This window comes from Aeromicrobium sp. WCS2018Hpa-31, from assembly GCF_031843905.1.
In the GTDB taxonomy this organism is placed as follows: domain Bacteria; phylum Actinomycetota; class Actinomycetes; order Propionibacteriales; family Nocardioidaceae; genus Aeromicrobium.
In genome coordinates this window covers 192,730-208,534 of sequence record NZ_JAVTJF010000005.1, presented here as the reverse complement: position 1 = coordinate 208,534, position 15,805 = coordinate 192,730, and the positions used below count along the sequence as shown (strand labels likewise).

22 protein-coding genes are annotated in these 15,805 nt (G+C 73.3%); 13 read left to right on the top strand and 9 right to left on the bottom strand.

The window, feature by feature from the left end:
• Positions 1 to 47 precede the first annotated feature (47 nt).
• Positions 48 to 1,241 (top strand): molybdopterin-dependent oxidoreductase, encoded by a 1,194-nt coding sequence (locus RQG84_RS08260; RefSeq protein ID WP_311209639.1) that lies wholly within the window; start codon positions 48 to 50, stop codon positions 1,239 to 1,241.
• Positions 1,238 to 1,663 carry a hypothetical protein gene (locus tag RQG84_RS08255; protein ID WP_311209638.1) on the top strand — a complete coding sequence of 142 codons (426 nt, stop codon included), beginning with the start codon at positions 1,238 to 1,240 and terminating at the stop codon, positions 1,661 to 1,663. Before RQG84_RS08260 ends, RQG84_RS08255 begins: the two co-directional genes overlap by 4 nt.
• A 13-nt stretch (positions 1,664 to 1,676) precedes the next feature.
• Here RQG84_RS08255 and RQG84_RS08250 read toward each other — a convergent pair whose 3' ends face one another.
• Complete coding sequence (locus RQG84_RS08250) at positions 1,677 to 2,162, bottom strand: Lrp/AsnC family transcriptional regulator (protein ID WP_055969508.1); 486 nt, start codon at positions 2,160 to 2,162, stop codon at positions 1,677 to 1,679.
• 119 nt (positions 2,163 to 2,281) lie between these two features.
• Between RQG84_RS08250 and hppD the strand changes: the two genes are divergently transcribed.
• The 8 genes from hppD (at position 2,282) to RQG84_RS08210 (ending at position 9,589) form a co-directional block, all read left to right on the top strand.
• A complete protein-coding gene (gene hppD, locus RQG84_RS08245; RefSeq protein WP_311209637.1) occupies positions 2,282 to 3,514 on the top strand; it encodes a 4-hydroxyphenylpyruvate dioxygenase in 1,233 nt (410 codons plus the stop codon).
• Entirely contained in the window at positions 3,514 to 4,722 is a 1,209-nt protein-coding gene (locus RQG84_RS08240) for a cupin domain-containing protein (RefSeq protein ID WP_311209636.1), read from the top strand. The genes hppD and RQG84_RS08240 overlap by 1 nt, the downstream gene beginning before the upstream one ends.
• Positions 4,710 to 5,492, top strand: a complete 783-nt coding sequence (locus tag RQG84_RS08235) for a hypothetical protein (RefSeq protein ID WP_311209635.1) — start codon at positions 4,710 to 4,712, stop codon at positions 5,490 to 5,492. The genes RQG84_RS08240 and RQG84_RS08235 overlap by 13 nt, the downstream gene beginning before the upstream one ends.
• The gene (gene fahA / locus RQG84_RS08230) at positions 5,489 to 6,652 is read left to right on the top strand and encodes a fumarylacetoacetase (RefSeq protein ID WP_311209634.1); all 1,164 of its coding nucleotides are present in this window, start codon (positions 5,489 to 5,491) and stop codon (positions 6,650 to 6,652) included. The genes RQG84_RS08235 and fahA overlap by 4 nt, the downstream gene beginning before the upstream one ends.
• Before the next feature lie 94 nt (positions 6,653 to 6,746).
• Positions 6,747 to 7,655, top strand: a complete 909-nt coding sequence (locus RQG84_RS08225; RefSeq protein ID WP_311209633.1) for an acyl-CoA dehydrogenase — start codon at positions 6,747 to 6,749, stop codon at positions 7,653 to 7,655.
• A complete protein-coding gene (locus RQG84_RS08220) occupies positions 7,652 to 8,362 on the top strand; it encodes a PIG-L family deacetylase (protein ID WP_311209632.1) in 711 nt (236 codons plus the stop codon). Before RQG84_RS08225 ends, RQG84_RS08220 begins: the two co-directional genes overlap by 4 nt.
• Positions 8,359 to 8,913 carry a class I SAM-dependent methyltransferase gene (locus RQG84_RS08215; protein ID WP_311209631.1) on the top strand — a complete coding sequence of 185 codons (555 nt, stop codon included), beginning with the start codon at positions 8,359 to 8,361 and terminating at the stop codon, positions 8,911 to 8,913. Before RQG84_RS08220 ends, RQG84_RS08215 begins: the two co-directional genes overlap by 4 nt.
• The gene (locus RQG84_RS08210; RefSeq protein WP_311209630.1) at positions 8,906 to 9,589 is read left to right on the top strand and encodes a glycosyltransferase; all 684 of its coding nucleotides are present in this window, start codon (positions 8,906 to 8,908) and stop codon (positions 9,587 to 9,589) included. The genes RQG84_RS08215 and RQG84_RS08210 overlap by 8 nt, the downstream gene beginning before the upstream one ends.
• A gap of 782 nt (positions 9,590 to 10,371) precedes the next feature.
• Here the strand turns inward: RQG84_RS08210 and RQG84_RS08205 are convergent.
• The 7 genes from RQG84_RS08205 to RQG84_RS08175 are packed head-to-tail and all read right to left on the bottom strand — an operon-like array spanning position 10,372 to position 13,365.
• Complete coding sequence (locus tag RQG84_RS08205) at positions 10,372 to 10,953, bottom strand: hypothetical protein (protein WP_311209629.1); 582 nt, start codon at positions 10,951 to 10,953, stop codon at positions 10,372 to 10,374.
• Between the two features lie 5 nt (positions 10,954 to 10,958).
• Positions 10,959 to 11,597, bottom strand: coding sequence for a DUF6286 domain-containing protein (locus RQG84_RS08200; RefSeq protein WP_311209628.1), 639 nt, complete (start codon positions 11,595 to 11,597; stop codon positions 10,959 to 10,961).
• Positions 11,598 to 11,629: 32 nt separating this feature from the next.
• Positions 11,630 to 12,016 (bottom strand): Asp23/Gls24 family envelope stress response protein, encoded by a 387-nt coding sequence (locus RQG84_RS08195; RefSeq protein ID WP_311209627.1) that lies wholly within the window; start codon positions 12,014 to 12,016, stop codon positions 11,630 to 11,632.
• A complete protein-coding gene (locus tag RQG84_RS08190) occupies positions 12,009 to 12,188 on the bottom strand; it encodes a hypothetical protein (protein WP_055969542.1) in 180 nt (59 codons plus the stop codon). The genes RQG84_RS08195 and RQG84_RS08190 overlap by 8 nt, the downstream gene beginning before the upstream one ends.
• Before the next feature lie 54 nt (positions 12,189 to 12,242).
• The gene (locus tag RQG84_RS08185) at positions 12,243 to 12,569 is read right to left on the bottom strand and encodes a hypothetical protein (protein WP_311209626.1); all 327 of its coding nucleotides are present in this window, start codon (positions 12,567 to 12,569) and stop codon (positions 12,243 to 12,245) included.
• Positions 12,566 to 12,922, bottom strand: a complete 357-nt coding sequence (locus RQG84_RS08180; protein WP_311209625.1) for a hypothetical protein — start codon at positions 12,920 to 12,922, stop codon at positions 12,566 to 12,568. Before RQG84_RS08180 ends, RQG84_RS08185 begins: the two co-directional genes overlap by 4 nt.
• The gene (locus RQG84_RS08175; protein WP_235492876.1) at positions 12,919 to 13,365 is read right to left on the bottom strand and encodes an Asp23/Gls24 family envelope stress response protein; all 447 of its coding nucleotides are present in this window, start codon (positions 13,363 to 13,365) and stop codon (positions 12,919 to 12,921) included. The genes RQG84_RS08180 and RQG84_RS08175 overlap by 4 nt, the downstream gene beginning before the upstream one ends.
• Positions 13,366 to 13,553: 188 nt before the next feature.
• Between RQG84_RS08175 and RQG84_RS08170 the strand changes: the two genes are divergently transcribed.
• Genes RQG84_RS08170 through RQG84_RS08160 form a run of 3 tightly spaced genes read left to right on the top strand, consistent with a single transcriptional unit; the run spans position 13,554 to position 15,096 of the window.
• Positions 13,554 to 14,207, top strand: coding sequence for a sigma-70 family RNA polymerase sigma factor (locus RQG84_RS08170; RefSeq protein WP_311209624.1), 654 nt, complete (start codon positions 13,554 to 13,556; stop codon positions 14,205 to 14,207).
• Positions 14,208 to 14,212: 5 nt separating this feature from the next.
• Positions 14,213 to 14,725, top strand: a complete 513-nt coding sequence (locus RQG84_RS08165) for a hypothetical protein (RefSeq protein ID WP_311209623.1) — start codon at positions 14,213 to 14,215, stop codon at positions 14,723 to 14,725.
• A complete protein-coding gene (locus RQG84_RS08160; protein ID WP_311209622.1) occupies positions 14,722 to 15,096 on the top strand; it encodes an SRPBCC family protein in 375 nt (124 codons plus the stop codon). The genes RQG84_RS08165 and RQG84_RS08160 overlap by 4 nt, the downstream gene beginning before the upstream one ends.
• 10 nt (positions 15,097 to 15,106) lie before the next feature.
• Here RQG84_RS08160 and RQG84_RS08155 read toward each other — a convergent pair whose 3' ends face one another.
• A complete protein-coding gene (locus RQG84_RS08155; RefSeq protein WP_311209621.1) occupies positions 15,107 to 15,709 on the bottom strand; it encodes an NAD(P)H-dependent oxidoreductase in 603 nt (200 codons plus the stop codon).
• Positions 15,710 to 15,805 lie beyond the last annotated feature (96 nt).

Sequence of the window (15,805 nt, the reverse complement as noted above, 5' to 3'; positions counted from 1 at the left end):
AGAGCGGGACGCATGGCAGCAGGACGCATGACGTCGCGGGACACGCGATGAGGCTGCCGACCGTCCAGGACGTCGAGCGGCTGCTCCCCCGCCCCGACGACTTCACGAGCCGCTCGCGCGGCACGGGACTGACCGCCCGCGTGGGCGTAGCGCTCGGCGTCGCGTTCGGGCTGTGCTTCGTCACCGGGATCTGGAGCCACCTGCAGCAGGACCCGCAGGACTGGGTGCCGCTCGGGCCGTCACCCGCCTGGCTCTACCGCGTGACCCAAGGGGTCCACGTCGTGGCCGGCACGGCCGCGGTGCCGCTGCTGCTGGTCAAGCTGTGGTCGGTCTTCCCGCGGCTGTTCCTGCGCCCGCCGACGGGTCGGCGCGCCCTGGTGGTCGAGGCGCTGGAGCGCGCGTCGATCGCCGCGCTGGTCGCCTCGGCGGTGTTCATGCTCGCGAGCGGGCTGCTCAACATCGCCCAGTGGTACCCCTGGGACTTCAGCTTCCGCCGCACCCACAACGCCGTGGCCTGGGTGGCGATCGGGGCGCTGCTCGTGCACGTGGCCGTGAAGCTGCCGGTGATCCGCACCGCCCTCGGCGCCCCCGTCGACGACGAGCCCGTCGACGACGACCACGAGGACGGGCCCTCCGATGCCGGCGACGGTCCCACGCGCCGTGCCGTCCTGCTCGGCGCGGTCTCGGCGTCCGGGCTCACGGTCCTGCTCACCGCCGGACAGTCGGTCCCGTGGCTGCGCGACGTCTCGGTGTTCGCGGTCCGCAACGGCGACGGCCCCCAGGGTCTGTCGATCAACCGCACCGCGAGGGCTGCCGGTGCGGTCGACGGTGCCAGCTCGCCCGACTACGTGCTCGAGGTCGTCGCGGGCGGGCGCACCGTCTCGCTCACGCGCGAGCAGCTGGCGGAGCTGCCGCAGAGGACGCACCGCCTGCCCATGGCCTGCGTGGAGGGATGGAGCAAGGACGCCGTGTGGACCGGCGTGGCCGTCCGCGACGTCCTCGCCCTGGTCGACGCACCTCCGGGGTCCGACGTGCGGGTCTCCTCGCTGCAGACCCGCGGGGCGTTCGCGAACACCGACCTGCCGGCCGCATTCACGCAGGACGAGCGCACGCTGCTCGCCCTCGAGCTCAACGGCGAGACGCTGTCGCTCGACCACGGGTACCCGTGCCGCATCATCGCGCCGAACCGGCCCGGGGTGCTGCAGACCAAGTGGGTCCGTCGGCTCGAGGTGACGGCATGAGGGCCGCCCGCGCGATCCTGCTGCTCGTCGGGGTGGGCTGCGGGCTGTGGGGGCTGTGGCTCATGCGCGACTTCACGTCGGAGCAGCTGGTCTCGCTCGTCGTCTGGCTGGTCGCCGGCGTGCTGGTGCACGACGCGGTGCTCGCGCCCGTCACGGTCGCGCTCGGGGTCGGGGCGTCCCGGCTGCTTCCTCACCACACGGCCCTCGGCATCGCGTTCCTGGTCTGGGCGACCCTCACCGTGACCTTCCTGCCCGTGCTGAGCGGGCAGGGCGGCAAGCCCGACAACGACACGATCCTCAACCAGCCGTACGGCACGAGCTGGGTCGTGATGACCGCGCTGCTCGTGGTCGGTGGGGCGCTGGCCGCCTGGGCGGGCCGACACGGGTCACCCGCCACCACGGCCGCGGATCGCGACGCGTGATCCAGGCCCTCGATCAGCGGTAGCGGGGCGCCCTGCCACCGCCCTGCACGTCGCGCGCCAGGACAGGCAGCACGCGCGGGGCCACGAGCTCGCTGAGCACGACGATGCTCGTGGACCGCACGATCGAGCCCGACGTGCTCATGTGGAGCAGCACGTCCTGCAGGTCCGCATGGGAGGACGCGGCGATCTTGCACACGACGTCGGCCGTCCCGCTCGTCACGTAGGCCTCGAGCACGTTGGGCAGCGAGTCGAGCTCGGCGCGCACGTCCTCGAGCCGGCCCTGGGCGATCTCGAGGGTGGCGAAGGCCAGGACGGGGTGGCCGGCCGCCGTGAGGTCGACGTCGGGGCCGTAGCCGGTGATGACGCCGGCGGCCTCCATCTTGGCCAGGCGCGACTGCACCGTGGCGCGCGCGACCTTGACCACACGCGAGAGCTCGAGGTCCCCGGCGCGGGGGTGCTCGCGCAGCGCGGCGACGAGGGCGAGGTCGAGAGCATCCATGGGTGATTCCTCTGCAGATTGACCAGTCCCGAGGGACTCTACTCGGCAGGAACGCCCGATCTGTCTACCTCGGACCAGGCAGGTTGCCAAGCAGGCGAGAAAGCGGTGACCTGGACCACATGACGACGACTCCAGACACGATCCTCACCGACGCCGAGCGGCTCGCCGACCTCGACCTCGAGCAGCTGCGCAGGCTCGTCGGTCTCGTCGAGCACGACGACTCGGCCGACCCCTTCCCCGTCACCGGCTGGGACGCCCTGGTGTGGGCGGTCGGCAACGCCACCCAGGCCGCCGCCTACTACGAGAACGTCTACGGGATGCAGGTCGTGGCCTACTCCGGCCCCGAGACCGGCAACCGTGACCACCACGCGTACGTGCTGCAGAGCGGCGCGGTGCGGTTCGTGCTGAAGGGCGCGGTCGACCCCGACTCGACGATCGCCGACCACCACCGCCGTCACGGCGACGGCGTCGTCGACATCGCGCTCGAGGTGCCCGACGTGGACCGCTGCATCGAGCACGCCCGCGCCCAGGGTGCGACGGTGCTGGAGGAGCCCCACGACGTGAGCGACGAGCACGGCACCGTGCGGGTCGCGGCCATCGCCACCTACGGCGACACCCGGCACTCGCTCGTGGACCGCAGCCGGTACGCCGGCCCCTACCTCCCCGGCTTCGTCGAGCGCCGCACCACCGTGCACCGCGACCCGGCGGGGGTGCCGGGCCGTGGGCGGCAGAGTGGCCTCGTCTTCCAGGCGCTGGACCACGTGGTCGGCAACGTCGAGCTGGGCCACATGGACGAGTGGGTCGACTTCTACGGCCGCGTCATGGGCTTCACCAACATGGCCGAGTTCATCGGCGACGACATCGCCACCGACTACTCCGCCCTCATGAGCAAGGTGGTGGCCAGCGGCAACCACCGGGTCAAGTTCCCGCTCAACGAGCCGGCGATCGCGAAGAAGAAGTCGCAGATCGACGAGTACCTCGAGTTCTACCGCGGTCCCGGCGCCCAGCACCTTGCCCTGGCCACCGAGGACATCCTGGCGACGGTCGACCACCTGCGTGAGCGCGGCGTGCAGTTCCTCGCCACGCCCGAGAGCTACTACACCGACCCGGCGCTGCGGGCCCGGATCGGTGAGGTGCGCGTGCCGATCGAGGAGCTGCAGAGCCGCGGCATCCTCGTGGACCGCGACGAGGACGGCTACCTGCTGCAGATCTTCACCAAGCCGATCGGCGACCGGCCGACGGTGTTCTTCGAGCTGATCGAGCGGCACGGGTCGCTCGGGTTCGGCAAGGGCAACTTCCAGGCGCTGTTCGAGGCCATCGAGCGTGAGCAGGCCAAGCGCGGGAACTTCTGATGGTGCACTACCGTCGCGCCGGATCGATCCCGCCCAAGCGGCACACCCAGCACCGCTCCCCCGAGGGGACGTTGTACCGCGAGGAGCTGATGGGCGAGGAGGGGTTCAGCTCGGACTCCTCGTTGCTCTACCACGTGGGCGTGCCGTCGGCGGTGCTCGAGGCGCGACGGTGGGAGCTGCCGGACCAGACCACGACGCCGAACGAGCCGCTGCTCCCGCGGCACCTGCGTCTGCACGACCTGTTCGGCTCCACCTCGACGAGCTCGGCGACCGGGATCGACGTGGTGACCGGCCGGCGACTCGTGCTCGGGAACGCCGACGTGCGGATCTCGTACGTCGTGGCGGACGCGACGTCGCCGCTGTACCGCAACGCCACGGGCGACGAGATCGTGTTCGTCGAGGCGGGCACGGGCGTGCTCGAGACCGTGTTCGGCCACCTCACCTACGGCCCCGGCGACTACCTGGTGGTCCCCCGCGCCACCACTCATCGCTACGTGGTCGAGACCACGACCCGCGCCTACTGCATCGAGGCGAACGGCCACGTGGCCCCGCCCAAGCGCTACCTGTCGCGCTACGGCCAGCTGCTCGAGCACGCGCCGTACTGCGAGCGTGACCTGCGCGGACCCGGCGATCCCGAGGTGCGCTCGGGAGAGGGGTCCGACGGTGCAGGGGTCGAGGTGTTCATCAAGCACCGCGGCTCCGGCCCCGGCGGCCTGGCGGGCACGGTGCACGTGGTCCCGGACCACCCGTTCGACGTCGTCGGCTGGGACGGCTGCCTCTACCCCTACGCGCTGAGCGTGCACGACTTCGAGCCGATCACGGGGCGCATCCACCAGCCGCCGCCGGTGCACCAGGTGTTCGAGGGCAGCAACTTCGTGGTGTGCAACTTCGTGCCGCGCAAGGTCGACTACCACCCGCTCGCGATCCCGGTGCCGTACTTCCACGCCAACGTCGACAGCGACGAGATCATGTTCTACGTCGACGGCGACTACGAGGCGCGGAAGGGCTCCGGCATCGCCAAGGGGTCGGTCACGGTCCACCCCGGCGGCCACTCGCACGGCCCCCAGCCGGCGGCCATCGAGGCGAGCCTGGGTGCGGAGTCCTTCGACGAGCTCGCGGTCATGGTCGACACGTTCCGTCCGTTGGAGCTGGGTGAGGGTGGTCGGGCCGTCGACGACGGCGTCTACCACCGCTCGTGGTCGCAGTGAGTGGTCACCGCGACGTGCTCGTGGGACCGTTCGACGCGTTCCTCGACGACGCGACCGTGTTCCCGCCCGGGAACCTCCCGCTCGACGAGGCGGTTGCCGCACACCTGGCTCGGCACGGTCACGACGTCGCCGCGCTCGTCGGTCAACTCGTGCTCCCGGCCTCCTCGCTCCCCCGCGCGGCCGAGCTCGCCCGTGGCGCCACCCTCCGCGTGGCCGTGGTGGCCGACGCCCCGTTCGACGTCCCGGCCGGGCTCGACGTGGCGGCGGTGGAGACGCGCGACCCGGCGTCGGTGACCGTGCCCGCCGGCGCCTGCCTCGTGGTCGAGGCGGACGCGGACCGTGTGCTCGACGTCCCGGCCGGCGCCCTCGTGAAGCTGCGCACCGGTGGCCCCGACGCCCACGCGTTCCCCACGCCCGAGCGGCTGGGACGTGCACTCTCGTCGCTCGTGCGCGCCGAGCGACCCTTCAAGCTCACCGCCGGCCTGCATCGCGCCGTCCGCTCGACCGACCCCGACGACGGCCTCGTGCACCACGGGTTCGCCAACGTGCTGCTGGCGGTCGACGCCCTGTTGTCGGGCTCCGGCGACGACGCCGCGGTGGCGGTGCTCCGTCGCGAGGACGAGCGCGTCGGCCCCGACCTGGCCGCGCTCGGCGTGGACCGTGTCCGGCAGGCACGTCGCCTCTTCACCTCGTTCGGCACGTGCTCGGTCGACGAGCCCGCAGCCGACCTGGCCCACCTCGGCCTGCTTCCCGGAAGGATGACCGCATGAGCGATCCCGTCGACTGGGGCACCACGACGCTGCCTTGGTGCTCCTTCAGCACGGCCGGAGCGGCGCCGCGCGTGGGAGTCGGCGTGGGCACGTGCGTGCTCGACGTCGCCGCGGCGCTGCCTGACCTGGCCGAGGAGCTGGCCGGCGGCACGATCGACGGCGTCCTGTCCTACCCGTCCGAACGTCGCGCCGAGCTGCGCGACCGGCTGCTGGAGCTCGTCGCGTCCGGCGTCGAGGAGCACCTGGTGCCCCAGGCCGCCGTCACGCTGCACCTGCCGTGGACGGTCCGCGACTACGTGGACTTCTACGCCTCGGAGCACCACGCGTCGAACCTCGGCCGCCTGTTCCGGCCCGACTCCGAGCCGCTCACCCCGAACTGGAAGCACCTGCCCATCGGGTACCACGGCCGGGCCGGCACGGTGGTGGTCTCCGGCACCGACGTCGTGCGCCCCAGCGGCCAGCGCCGCACGCCCGACGGCGAGATCGTCTTCGGGCCCTCGACCCGGCTCGACATCGAGGCCGAGGTGGGGTTCGTCGTCGGCGGCCCGTCGGTGCGCGGCCCGCTCACCCTGGCCGAGGCCGAGGACCGCCTGTTCGGCGTGTGCCTGGTCAACGACTGGTCCGCACGCGACCTGCAGGCCTGGGAGTACGTGCCGCTCGGACCGTTCCTCGGCAAGTCGTTCGCCACCTCGGTCTCCCCGTGGGTGGTGCCGATGGAGGCCCTGGCCGGGGCCCGCGTGGCTCCGCCGACCCGCGACGTCGCCCTGCTGCCGTACCTCGACGACGCCGACGCAACGGCCGGAGGCCTCGACCTCGCGCTCGAGGTGCGCCTCGACGGCGAGGTGGTCTCCCGCCCTCCGTACGCGGCGATGTACTGGACCCCCGCGCAGATGCTCGCCCACCTGTGCGTCAACGGCGCGTCGGTGCGGCCGGGCGACCTGTTCGCGTCGGGGACGGTCAGCGGCCCGGCTCGCGAGGAGCGCGGCGCCCTGATCGAGCTCACCTGGAACGGCACCGAGCCGATCGTGCTTCCCGACGGGACCACCCGCAGCTTCCTGGAGGACGGCGACACGGTGTCGATCAGTGCCACTGCGCCGGGGGCCGGCGGTGAGCGGGTCCCGCTGGGCGAGGTGGTCGGGCGGGTCGTGCCGGCGTCCTGAACCGCCCTTCTTCGAGCCCTCGGCGTTTGAGCCGGCGTCGGGTGGGTACGCACGGTGGGCGGTCCAGCCCCGGCCGCCCGATCGAGGACCCTCCGTGCCCCTGACCCCTTCCGTCCTGCGCGAACGCACGCGCACCCCCCTCCCCCTTCCCGGCAGCGGTGCCACGCACGACCGGCTCGACGCACTCGTCGCGCTCGGGCACGAGGACCTGTCGCTGGCCAAGGTGGCCGAGCCGCACCACGACGCCGTGGCGATCGGCGCCGAGCTGGACCACCCCATCGACACCGACGGGGTGTGGGCCGTCTGGGCGGCGGCACCGCCGTTCGCGGTCGTCCGTGCGACGCCGGCCGGGGATCGGTGGCACCTCGACGGCACGAAGGCCTTCTGCTCGGGCGCGGACCTGGTGACCCACGCGCTCGTGACCGCCGACGACGACGGCCACGACCGGTTGTTCGCCGTGGACCTCGACCAGCCAGGGGTCGCGGTCGACGAGCAGGCGCCGACGTGGGTGGGGCCGGGCATGGCCGACGCCCGCACGGTCACGCTGCGTCTCGACGCCGTCGACGCGGTGGCCGTCGGGGCGCCCAGTGCCTACGTGCAGCGGCCCGGGTTCTGGCACGGCGCGATCGGCATCGCCGCCGTGTGGACCGGCGGCGCTCGGGCCGTCGCGGACGTGCTCGAGAGATCAGCCCGGCTGGACGAGCACGGGCTGGCGCACCGCGGCGCCGTCCGCGCGGCGCTGCACACCGCCGACGCCCTGCTGGACGACGCGGCCCGCAGGATCGACACCGAGCCCGACACCGAGGTGGAGGCACTCGCACTCGCGGTGCGCGCCGGGGTGGCCGACGTGGTCGACACCGTCCTGCACCACGTCGGACGCGCCACCGGACCGGGGCCCCTCGCGTTCGACGTTGAGCACGCCCGACGGGTGGCCGACCTGCAGGTCTTCGTGCGGCAGCACCACGCGGAGCGTGACCTCGCCCGGCTCGGAGGACTCCCATGAGGCAGCACCCGGCGGCGCCCTGGTCCGAGGTCCTGCGCGGCGCGAACCTGCCCCGGGCCGCCGCGCCGTCCGGCCAGGTGGTGGTGCTCTCGGCCCATCCCGACGACGAGGTGCTGGGGGTGGGCGCCTGGCTCGCCGGACGTGCCGGACACCCGGTGCGGTTCGTCGTGGCGACGGACGGCGAGCGCTCGCACCCCGACAGCCCGACCCTCACGCCCGACCAGCTGCGCACCGTGCGCCGGGCCGAGCTCGGCGAGGCGCTCGCCGTCCTCGGGCACGAGCGGCCGGACGTGACCCACCTCGGCCTGCGCGACGCAGCCCTGCCCCAGGACGAGTCACCGCTGCGCGACCGCCTGACGACCCTGCTCGCGGACGCGGCGCTCGTCGTCGCGCCGTTCGAGGACGACGGCCACGCCGACCACGACGTGGTCGGCTGTGTGGCCCGGGAGGTCGCGCCCGCGGGAGCCACCCTCTGGCGCTACCCCGTGTGGCGATGGACGGTGACCACCCCGTCCGCGCAGGCCTCGTGGCTGCGCGGAGCGGCCCTGCTCCCCTACGACGCTGCGGCGCACGCCCGCAAGGCGACGGCGCTGCGCTGCTTCCGCAGCCAGCTCCAGCCGCTCTCGCCGCATCCCGCCGACGCGCCCGTGGTGACCGAGGCGCTGCTGGCCCACGCCCTGCACGCGCCCGAGGTGGTCTTCACGTGACCGACCCGGCGTACTTCGAGCACCTGTACCGCACCGACCCCGACCCGTGGCTCCTCGACAGCGCCCCGTACGAGGAGCGCAAGCGGGAGCTGACCCTGGCGAGCCTGCCGCGCCCGCAGTACCGGCGCGCCTTCGAGCCGGCGTGCGCGGCCGGGCAGATCACCCAGCTGCTGGCCCGACGCTGCGACGAGGTGGTGGCCATGGACCTCGTGGACCTCGCGCTCGAGCGGCTCGGGCAGCGCGCGTTGGACCGCGTCGACGCCCGCCGCGGGTCCATCCCGCAGGACTGGCCGGAGGGCGCCTTCGACCTGGTGGTGCTGTCGGAGGTGCTGTACTTCCTGTCCCCTGAGGACCGGGCCCTGACCGCGCACCGCACGGTCGAGAGCCTGACCGACGACGGCCAGGTGCTGGCCGTGCACTGGCGCCACGACTTCGACGAGGCGGCGTCGCGCCCCGACGACGCCCACGCCGACCTGCACGCGGCCGGCCTGCGCGGCGTCGTCACGCATGTGGAGCGCGACTTCCGTCTCGAGGTGCTGGAACGTGCCTGAGGTCGATCGCATCGGTGTCGTGGTGCCGGCCCGCGACGAGGCCGACCACGTCGGGGCGTGCCTCGCGGCCCTGACCGAGGCGGCCCGGCACGTGACCGTCCCGGTCGAGGTGGTGGTGGTCGTGAACGCCACCCTGGACGCCACCGCCGCGATCGCGCGACGACACGGCGCACGCGTGCTGGAGCGGGCCGAGCCCGGAGTCGGCGCCGCCCGCGCGGCAGGTGTGGCCACCCTGCTGGAGGGCCACGACCCGACCCGCACCTGGATCGCGACGACCGACGCCGACTCGCGCGTCCCCCCGGCCTGGCTGGAGCACCACCTCCACCTCGCCGCTGCGGGTGCCGATGCGGTGGTCGGCACCATCGTGCTCCCGCCCGATGCGACCCCGGGACACGCAGCGTGGTGGCGCCACTACCAACGGGGCGTCGACGGCGGGAGCCACCGACACGTGCACGGCGCCAACCTCGGGGTGCACGCCTCCGCCTACCGCTCCGTGGGTGGGTTCGCGACCCTCCCCGTCCACGAGGACGCCGACCTGGTGCACCGCGTGGTGGCCGCGGGCCACCGCGTCGTGTGGACGACGGAGCACTCCGTGGTCACCTCGCCACGCCTGGTCGGGCGCGCACCGTCGGGCGTCGCGGCCGACCTGCGCGCGTGGTCGGCGCCGGCGGGCTGAGCTCGACCGGTAAGGCGGGGTCGTGGCTGGCTCTTCCCTGCTGATGCGTCAGTCGGGTGGGACCTTCACTGCTGCTGCGCCGCTCGGGTGGGCCTTCGCTTGCTGTTGCGTCGCTGTGGTGGGCTTTCGCTTGCTGCTGCGCCGCTCGGCTGGGCCTTCGCTTGCTGCTGCGTCGCTGTGGCTGCGAGTCGGCGTGGTCTCCGAAAGGGCCTCGACCGGAGCGGTGGGTCTGGTTCCGGTTGGGTCTGCGGGGCGCGGCCACGATTCTTCATCTGCGCGGGATCCACGCAGGATTCTTCCTTCGCGTGGACCGTGCCTCGCGCAGGGAGAAGCGTGGCGCCGAAATGGCGCCCTGGAGGGGCAGTGATTCTCCTTCTGCGTGGAACGGTCCGCGGGAAGGGAGAATCTCTGCCCACCCGCCGCGCGAGTCGCCCAGGCGGACGCAAGATTCTGCGTTCGCGTGCAGAACCCCGAACGATGCTGCGTTCACGACGGGATCCCGTAGCAAACGCAGCATCCTTCGCCCCCTCACGCACGAACGCAGAATCTTGCGTCCCCCCGAGCCACGCTCCGAGAACCCGACCGAGCCCGGACCCCTCCGCCGGTCGAGGCCCTTTCGGAGAGCAGGTCGACTCGCAGCCACAGCGACGCAGCAGCCAGCGAAGACCCACCCGAGCGACGCAGCAGCAGGCGAAGGCCCACCCGAAGCCGCGCAGCAGCGCGTAGAGACCCACTCACGCCGACGGAGCCGGCCAGCCCCTCGTCGCTCAGGGAACCGTCGCTCAGTGCACCCGCGAGAGCGCGCGACCTCGCGCCGCGACCCGCAGCCGGACGGCGGCGCGCAGGTCCTCACGGCCCAGGACGTCGTTGAGCTGGGCCGAGACCTCGTCGGCGCGCCGGGCCAGGTGGGCCAGGTCCGCCTCGGGCTCGATGGTCGCGTCGACGCGGGCCACGAGCTGGCCGCGGTCCTTCACGACCGTGCCACGAGCCGACCGCACACCGTCGGTGGTGGCGTAGGCGTCGGCAGCGGCGCCGAGCGCCTTGCCGGCGAGGGCCTCGTTGCGGCCGTCGGGGCCGCTCCCGCTGAGGCGCAGTCGCGAGACCGTGTTGCGGCGCAGGTGGGCAAGGATCCAGCGCAGGCCGACGAGCGCCAGGACCACGCCGCCGACCGCGACCGCCCAGGCCACCCAGGAGGTGCCGAGGGCGTCCGACGCTGCAGAGGTGCTGCTCGTGTCGGGCAGCGTGGTGCCCGAGATCGAGCGTCCGGACCACCACCACAGGCCCGCCAGGCCGCCGGCGAGCAGCAGCAGCGAGAGCACGAGGGTGGCGATGCGGTCGAGCAGGAGGACGGTACGACTGATCATGGGACTCAGCTCTTCTCGTGACGGATGGTGACGTCGACGCGGGGCGACGGGTCGACGGCGGCGCAGACCTTCTCGACCTGCTCGCGGACGGTGGACTCGAGTGCGGCGTCGCGGTCGGTGGTGGCCACGGACCGGGCGACGACCTTGACCTTGCGACGGCCGACCGAGACGTCGGCGTCGGTGACGCCGTCCGTGCCGTCGATCGCGGCCTCCACGACGCGGGTGAGGTCCTTGCGACGCAGGTGCACCCCGCTGTCGGCCGTGAGCGCGAGTGTGCGTCGCGGCCGGGGCTTCAGGGCGATCGGCAGCAGCAGCACGCCGACCACCAACGCCACGATCGCGGCGGCGAGCACGGCGGGCGAGTCGCCGGCGACCCCGTCGGCGGCCTGCACGACGGTGTCGAGCCACGAGTCGCCCGAGACCGCACCGAGCTGCACGAGCAGGTGCTGGACCGCGACGACGCCGAGCGCCACGAGGGCGAGGGCGAGCAGCTGCGCCACGAGGGGCGTGGCGCCGGTCCCGGCCGGGGACTTCGCCGCCGGCAGGGGTGCAGCGTGCTGCGTGGTCGCGTTCCGGGCCGTGGTGGCAGCGCGGTCGCCGCCGGCGCGGTCGCTGGTCGCGGGACTGGTGGTCTCGGAAGACATGGAAGGTCCTTCTACGGGGGGATGGGGTGGGATCAGAGGACGCGGCGGGCGGGCTCGTCGAGGTGCACCACGTCGGCCACGGTCACGTCGACCCGGCTGACGGTGACGCCGACGAGGGTGTCGACCCGCTCGGTGACGTGCTCACGGACCCGGTCGGTGAGGGGCGCCAGCGGCGTCGGCCAGACGGCGGCCACCTCGACCTTGATGCGCGACGTCTCGCCGGCCACGACGGCGTCGGCGTGCGGCAGGCCCTTGCGGACCAGCTTCGTCCAGCCCTTGCGGGTGTCGACGACGGCCTCGATCTCCGAGGCCGCGATCGACGCCACACGACTGACGACGCCGTCGGCGATCGTGGTGCGGCCGCGCTCGGCCGGCGCGGGCAGGTCGGCGCGCCCGACGGGCGCCTGCACGTCAGCCACGGTCCCGGCGTCCGAGGATGCCGGACAGGTCGACCTCGCCGTCGACGTGGCCGCCGACGAGGTAGCCCGCCGTTCCGAGCACGAGCGCGAACAGGAAGCCGGCGAAGCCGCCCGCGGCGGCGGCGATGGCGAGCAGGAGGCCGGCGATGAGGCCGACGGTGGAGGTGGTCATGTCAGGTACTCCTTCGTGGGGCCCGCCGAGGCGGGCGATGGGGGGAGGTAGGGGTCAGATGTCGAAGTAGCGGCGGCGTCGGGGGGTCGGCACCCGGGCGGTGACGGCACCGGAGACCTGCCGCAGCATGCGCCGCGCGGTCGTCCAGGGCCGGTGCATCGACTCGGGGAGAAAGCCCGGGACGGCCCGCAACGCGTCCTCGCGGACGCCGAAGCGGTGGTCGAGCGCGGCGAGCCGGGCCTGGAGGACCTCGGGGTCTCCCCCGACGTCCGGGTGGTGGCGGCGCACCAGGGCGCGACGCTCGCGGCGCCACTGCTCGCGCAGGGAGGAGTCGACCGGCCCCTGGTACGGCCTCTCCTGCGCCCCGGCGCCGCCGCTCACGGTTCGGTCGTCCGTGCGGGGACGACGTCCTCGACGACGACCTGCACCGGTGTCCCGACGACTGGGGTCACGGCCGAGCGGACGGCGTCGGCCAGCTCACGCAAGGGCGAGCCCATGGCGGCCACCACGTGCACCTCGGTGAGGTCGTCGCGGATGCGGATGCCGGTCACCCGGCGGCCCGGGAGGTACGTGCCGACCTCGCCGAAGGACCCGGCGTGCAGGTCCGCGACACCGGGCACCGCGAGGGCAGCCTCGGCCGCCCGCTCCGCCGGGGTGGACGCTCCGTCGTTCGTGGAGACGTCCTCCCCGACGCGCGCGGCGTCGGCGTGACCGGTCGGGTCGGGGGCGCTCACTGGACCCGCGGCTCGCTGCTGGTGCTGTCGTCGGCGGACTCGTCGGCCTCGATGTGGATGTCCTGCACCTCGATGTTGACCTCGACGACGCTCAGGCCGACCATGCGCTCGACGGCGTTGATGACGTTCGTGCGGATGCCCTTCGCCAGGTCGGCGATGGAGACGCCGTACTCGGCGACGAGCTGGATGTCGATCGCGGCCTCCTTCTCGCCCACCTCGACGGAGATGCCCTGCGAGTGGTTGGTGGAGGAGCCGGGGATCCGCTCGCGGAGCGCGCCGACGGCGCGGGCGGTGCCGCCACCGAGCGCGTACACGCCGGTGACCTCACGGGTCGCGATGCCGGCGATCTTGGAGACGACCGTGTCGGCAATGGTCGTACGGCCCTGCGTGCTCTCGAGCTCGCTGGAGGTCGTGGTGGTCTTGGCGATGGCCTTCTCGCTCACGTCATCATTCCTGTTCTGGAGTTCGTCGTTGATCGGACACAGGTGAGACGGGGCGACCCCGCCGAACGTCACGCCGCTGTGAGGCACGTCACCCGGGACGCGACGTCTCGGCGGGCGGGACCCGCGGGCCGGTGCCACCATCGACGAGGCGACACCACCGTCGCCACGTCGAGACGCAGGAGCCAGCGGTGCACGGAAGCCAGGCGTCGACGTCGGGACCGGCCGGTCCCGACGCTCCCGACGGGTCCGCCAGGTCCGGCAGGAGCGACCTGGAGGCCGTCACCGACAACGCCCTCGCCCGCCGTGCGGGACTGGGCGACCGGGCGGCCTTCGAGGAGCTGTTCGACCGACTGTTCCCGGGCACCCTGCGCTACGCCACGCGTCTGCTCGACGGCGACGAGCGGGCCGCCGAGGACGCGGTGCAGGAGGCGTGGGTCAAGGCCTGGCGCGCCCTGCCGGACTTCCAGGGTCGCTCGAAGGTGCAGACGTGGCTGTTCACGATCGTCCAGCGCGAGGCCTACGAGCGTCGGCGCCGGACCCGGCCCCTCGCGGTGGACGACCAGATCCTCGAGCCCCTCGCCCGCGGCGGCGACGCGGCGCTGGGGGCGGCACGGCGCACCGACCCCGAGGACGAGGCGATGCTGCACGAGCTGTGGGAGACGTTGACGCTCGCTCTCGGTGAACTACCGTGGACGCAGCGGGCGGCGTGGACCCTGCGCGAGATCGAAGGATTCTCGTACGCGGAGATCGCGCACGTGCTCGACACGACCCCGACCGTGGTGCGCGGACAGCTGCACCGCGCTCGACGCACCCTGGCGATCCGGATGGAGCAGTGGCGATGAGCGGGATGGAGGCAGTACCCGACGGCATCGACCTCGCCCAGGGCGAGGCCGCCCTGGCCCTCGCCGCGGCCCAGCTGCGCACCCTCCCACCACCGACGCGGGTCGTGGCGGTCGCCGACCGCGTGCTCGAGCGGGCGCTGGCCGCACCCCGCCGTGCCGTCCTGGTGGACACCGTCCACGACGACCTGCGCGTCTCGTCGGTCGCGATCGTCGCGCTGCTGCGCGAGGCCCTCGACGCAGGTCTGACCGACGCCGCAGTGCGCCGCGTGACGCTCGACGTCGACCCCGACGCCGTGCTCACGGGCGTGCGCGTCGAGCTGGTCGTCCGCTACCTCTCGTCGGTCCCCGACATCGCGGACCGGGCCACGGCGCTGACCCGGGCCACGCTGACGGACGTGCTGGGCGACAGTCCTGCGCCCGGTGCGGCCGACGTCGTGCCGCACGTGCACGTCGGCGACGTGACGCTCGGCGACCCGCGCCTCGTGGACCCCTTCGACGAGGGGCTGGAGGCCACGTGAGGCAGCTGACCGTCCACCGACACGTCGACGCCGCCCCCGACGTGGTGTGGTCGATGCTCGTCGACCTCGACGCCTGGCCGCGCTGGGGCCCGTCGGTACGTCGCGCCGCACTGGACGGCGGTGGCGAGCTGGGTCTCGGTGCCCGAGGGCACGTGTGGACGGCGGTCGGCGTACGCCTCCCGTTCGAGGTCACGTCGTTCGACCCCGGTCGTTCCTGGGCCTGGCGGGTCGCCGGCGTCCCGGCCACCACCCACGCCGTGCGACCGGACGGCGACGGGTGCCGCGCGAGCATGGGCGCGCCCCTGTGGGGGCCGGCCTACCTCCCGGTGCTCGCCGCGGCGCTGGTCCGCATCGAACGTCTGGCGTCGTAGCGGCACGTCGTCAGGCCGGGTACGGCTCCGCGTCGAGCAGTCGTGCCAGGTGGACCCCGTTGGCAGCGGCCGTCCGGAGCGTCTGCAGCGGCGCCTCGGGCGTCTCGTCGAGGTCGTTGTAGTCCACGGTGTGCATCGCCTCGCCGTTCCAGTAGGTGCCGCCCTGGGCCGGGATCGTGCAGCCCACGTCGTCGAGGGCCTGGTAGAGGTCGGCCGTGATCTTGTGCGCGCCGTCCTCGTTGCCGACGACGCCGACGAGCGCGACCGTGCCGTAGAGGATCGGGTTGCCGTCCTCCCGCGTCTCGGACAGCTCGGCGTCCAGCCGCTCGAGGACCCGGTTCGCGACGCTCGACATCTGGCCCACCCATGTCGGGGTGACGACCACGAGGACGTCGGCGTCGAGCACCTGCTGCCGGATGGTGGGCCACTGGTCACCGTCACCCATGTCGGTCTCGACACCGGGTCGGACGTCGTGGTCCACGACGCGGACCATGCTCCCGGTCACGTCGTGCTCGGCGAGGGCGTCGAGGAACTGCTGCGCCATCAACGCGCTGCTCGAGGGCGCGTCGCCGGGCTTGAGCGTGCAGTTGAGGGCCAGGGCGGTGAGGGTCATCGGAGTTTCTCCCGTCGGGGTTCGATCGCGACGCGGTCGTGTCGACGACGTCGCCGGAGGCGTACCCCTGAGGTCGGTCGGCATGCGCGGCGCCGG

Bases quoted from the DNA above. Each gene is read 5' to 3' on its own strand.
- RQG84_RS08240 (WP_311209636.1), top strand. From the start codon at position 3,514: ATGGTGCACTACCGTCGCGCCGGATCGATCCCGCCCAAGCGGCACACC.
- RQG84_RS08220 (WP_311209632.1), top strand. From the start codon at position 7,652: ATGAGGCAGCACCCGGCGGCGCCCTGGTCCGAGGTCCTGCGCGGCGCG.
- RQG84_RS08250 (WP_055969508.1), bottom strand. From the start codon at position 2,162: ATGGATGCTCTCGACCTCGCCCTCGTCGCCGCGCTGCGCGAGCACCCC.
- hppD (WP_311209637.1), top strand. From the start codon at position 2,282: ATGACGACGACTCCAGACACGATCCTCACCGACGCCGAGCGGCTCGCC.
- RQG84_RS08200 (WP_311209628.1), bottom strand. From the start codon at position 11,597: ATGTCTTCCGAGACCACCAGTCCCGCGACCAGCGACCGCGCCGGCGGC.
- RQG84_RS08205 (WP_311209629.1), bottom strand. From the start codon at position 10,953: ATGATCAGTCGTACCGTCCTCCTGCTCGACCGCATCGCCACCCTCGTG.
- RQG84_RS08165 (WP_311209623.1), top strand. From the start codon at position 14,213: ATGGAGGCAGTACCCGACGGCATCGACCTCGCCCAGGGCGAGGCCGCC.
- RQG84_RS08190 (WP_055969542.1), bottom strand. From the start codon at position 12,188: ATGACCACCTCCACCGTCGGCCTCATCGCCGGCCTCCTGCTCGCCATC.
- RQG84_RS08255 (WP_311209638.1), top strand. From the start codon at position 1,238: ATGAGGGCCGCCCGCGCGATCCTGCTGCTCGTCGGGGTGGGCTGCGGG.
- fahA (WP_311209634.1), top strand. From the start codon at position 5,489: ATGAGCGATCCCGTCGACTGGGGCACCACGACGCTGCCTTGGTGCTCC.
- RQG84_RS08155 (WP_311209621.1), bottom strand. From the start codon at position 15,709: ATGACCCTCACCGCCCTGGCCCTCAACTGCACGCTCAAGCCCGGCGAC.
- RQG84_RS08260 (WP_311209639.1), top strand. From the start codon at position 48: ATGAGGCTGCCGACCGTCCAGGACGTCGAGCGGCTGCTCCCCCGCCCC.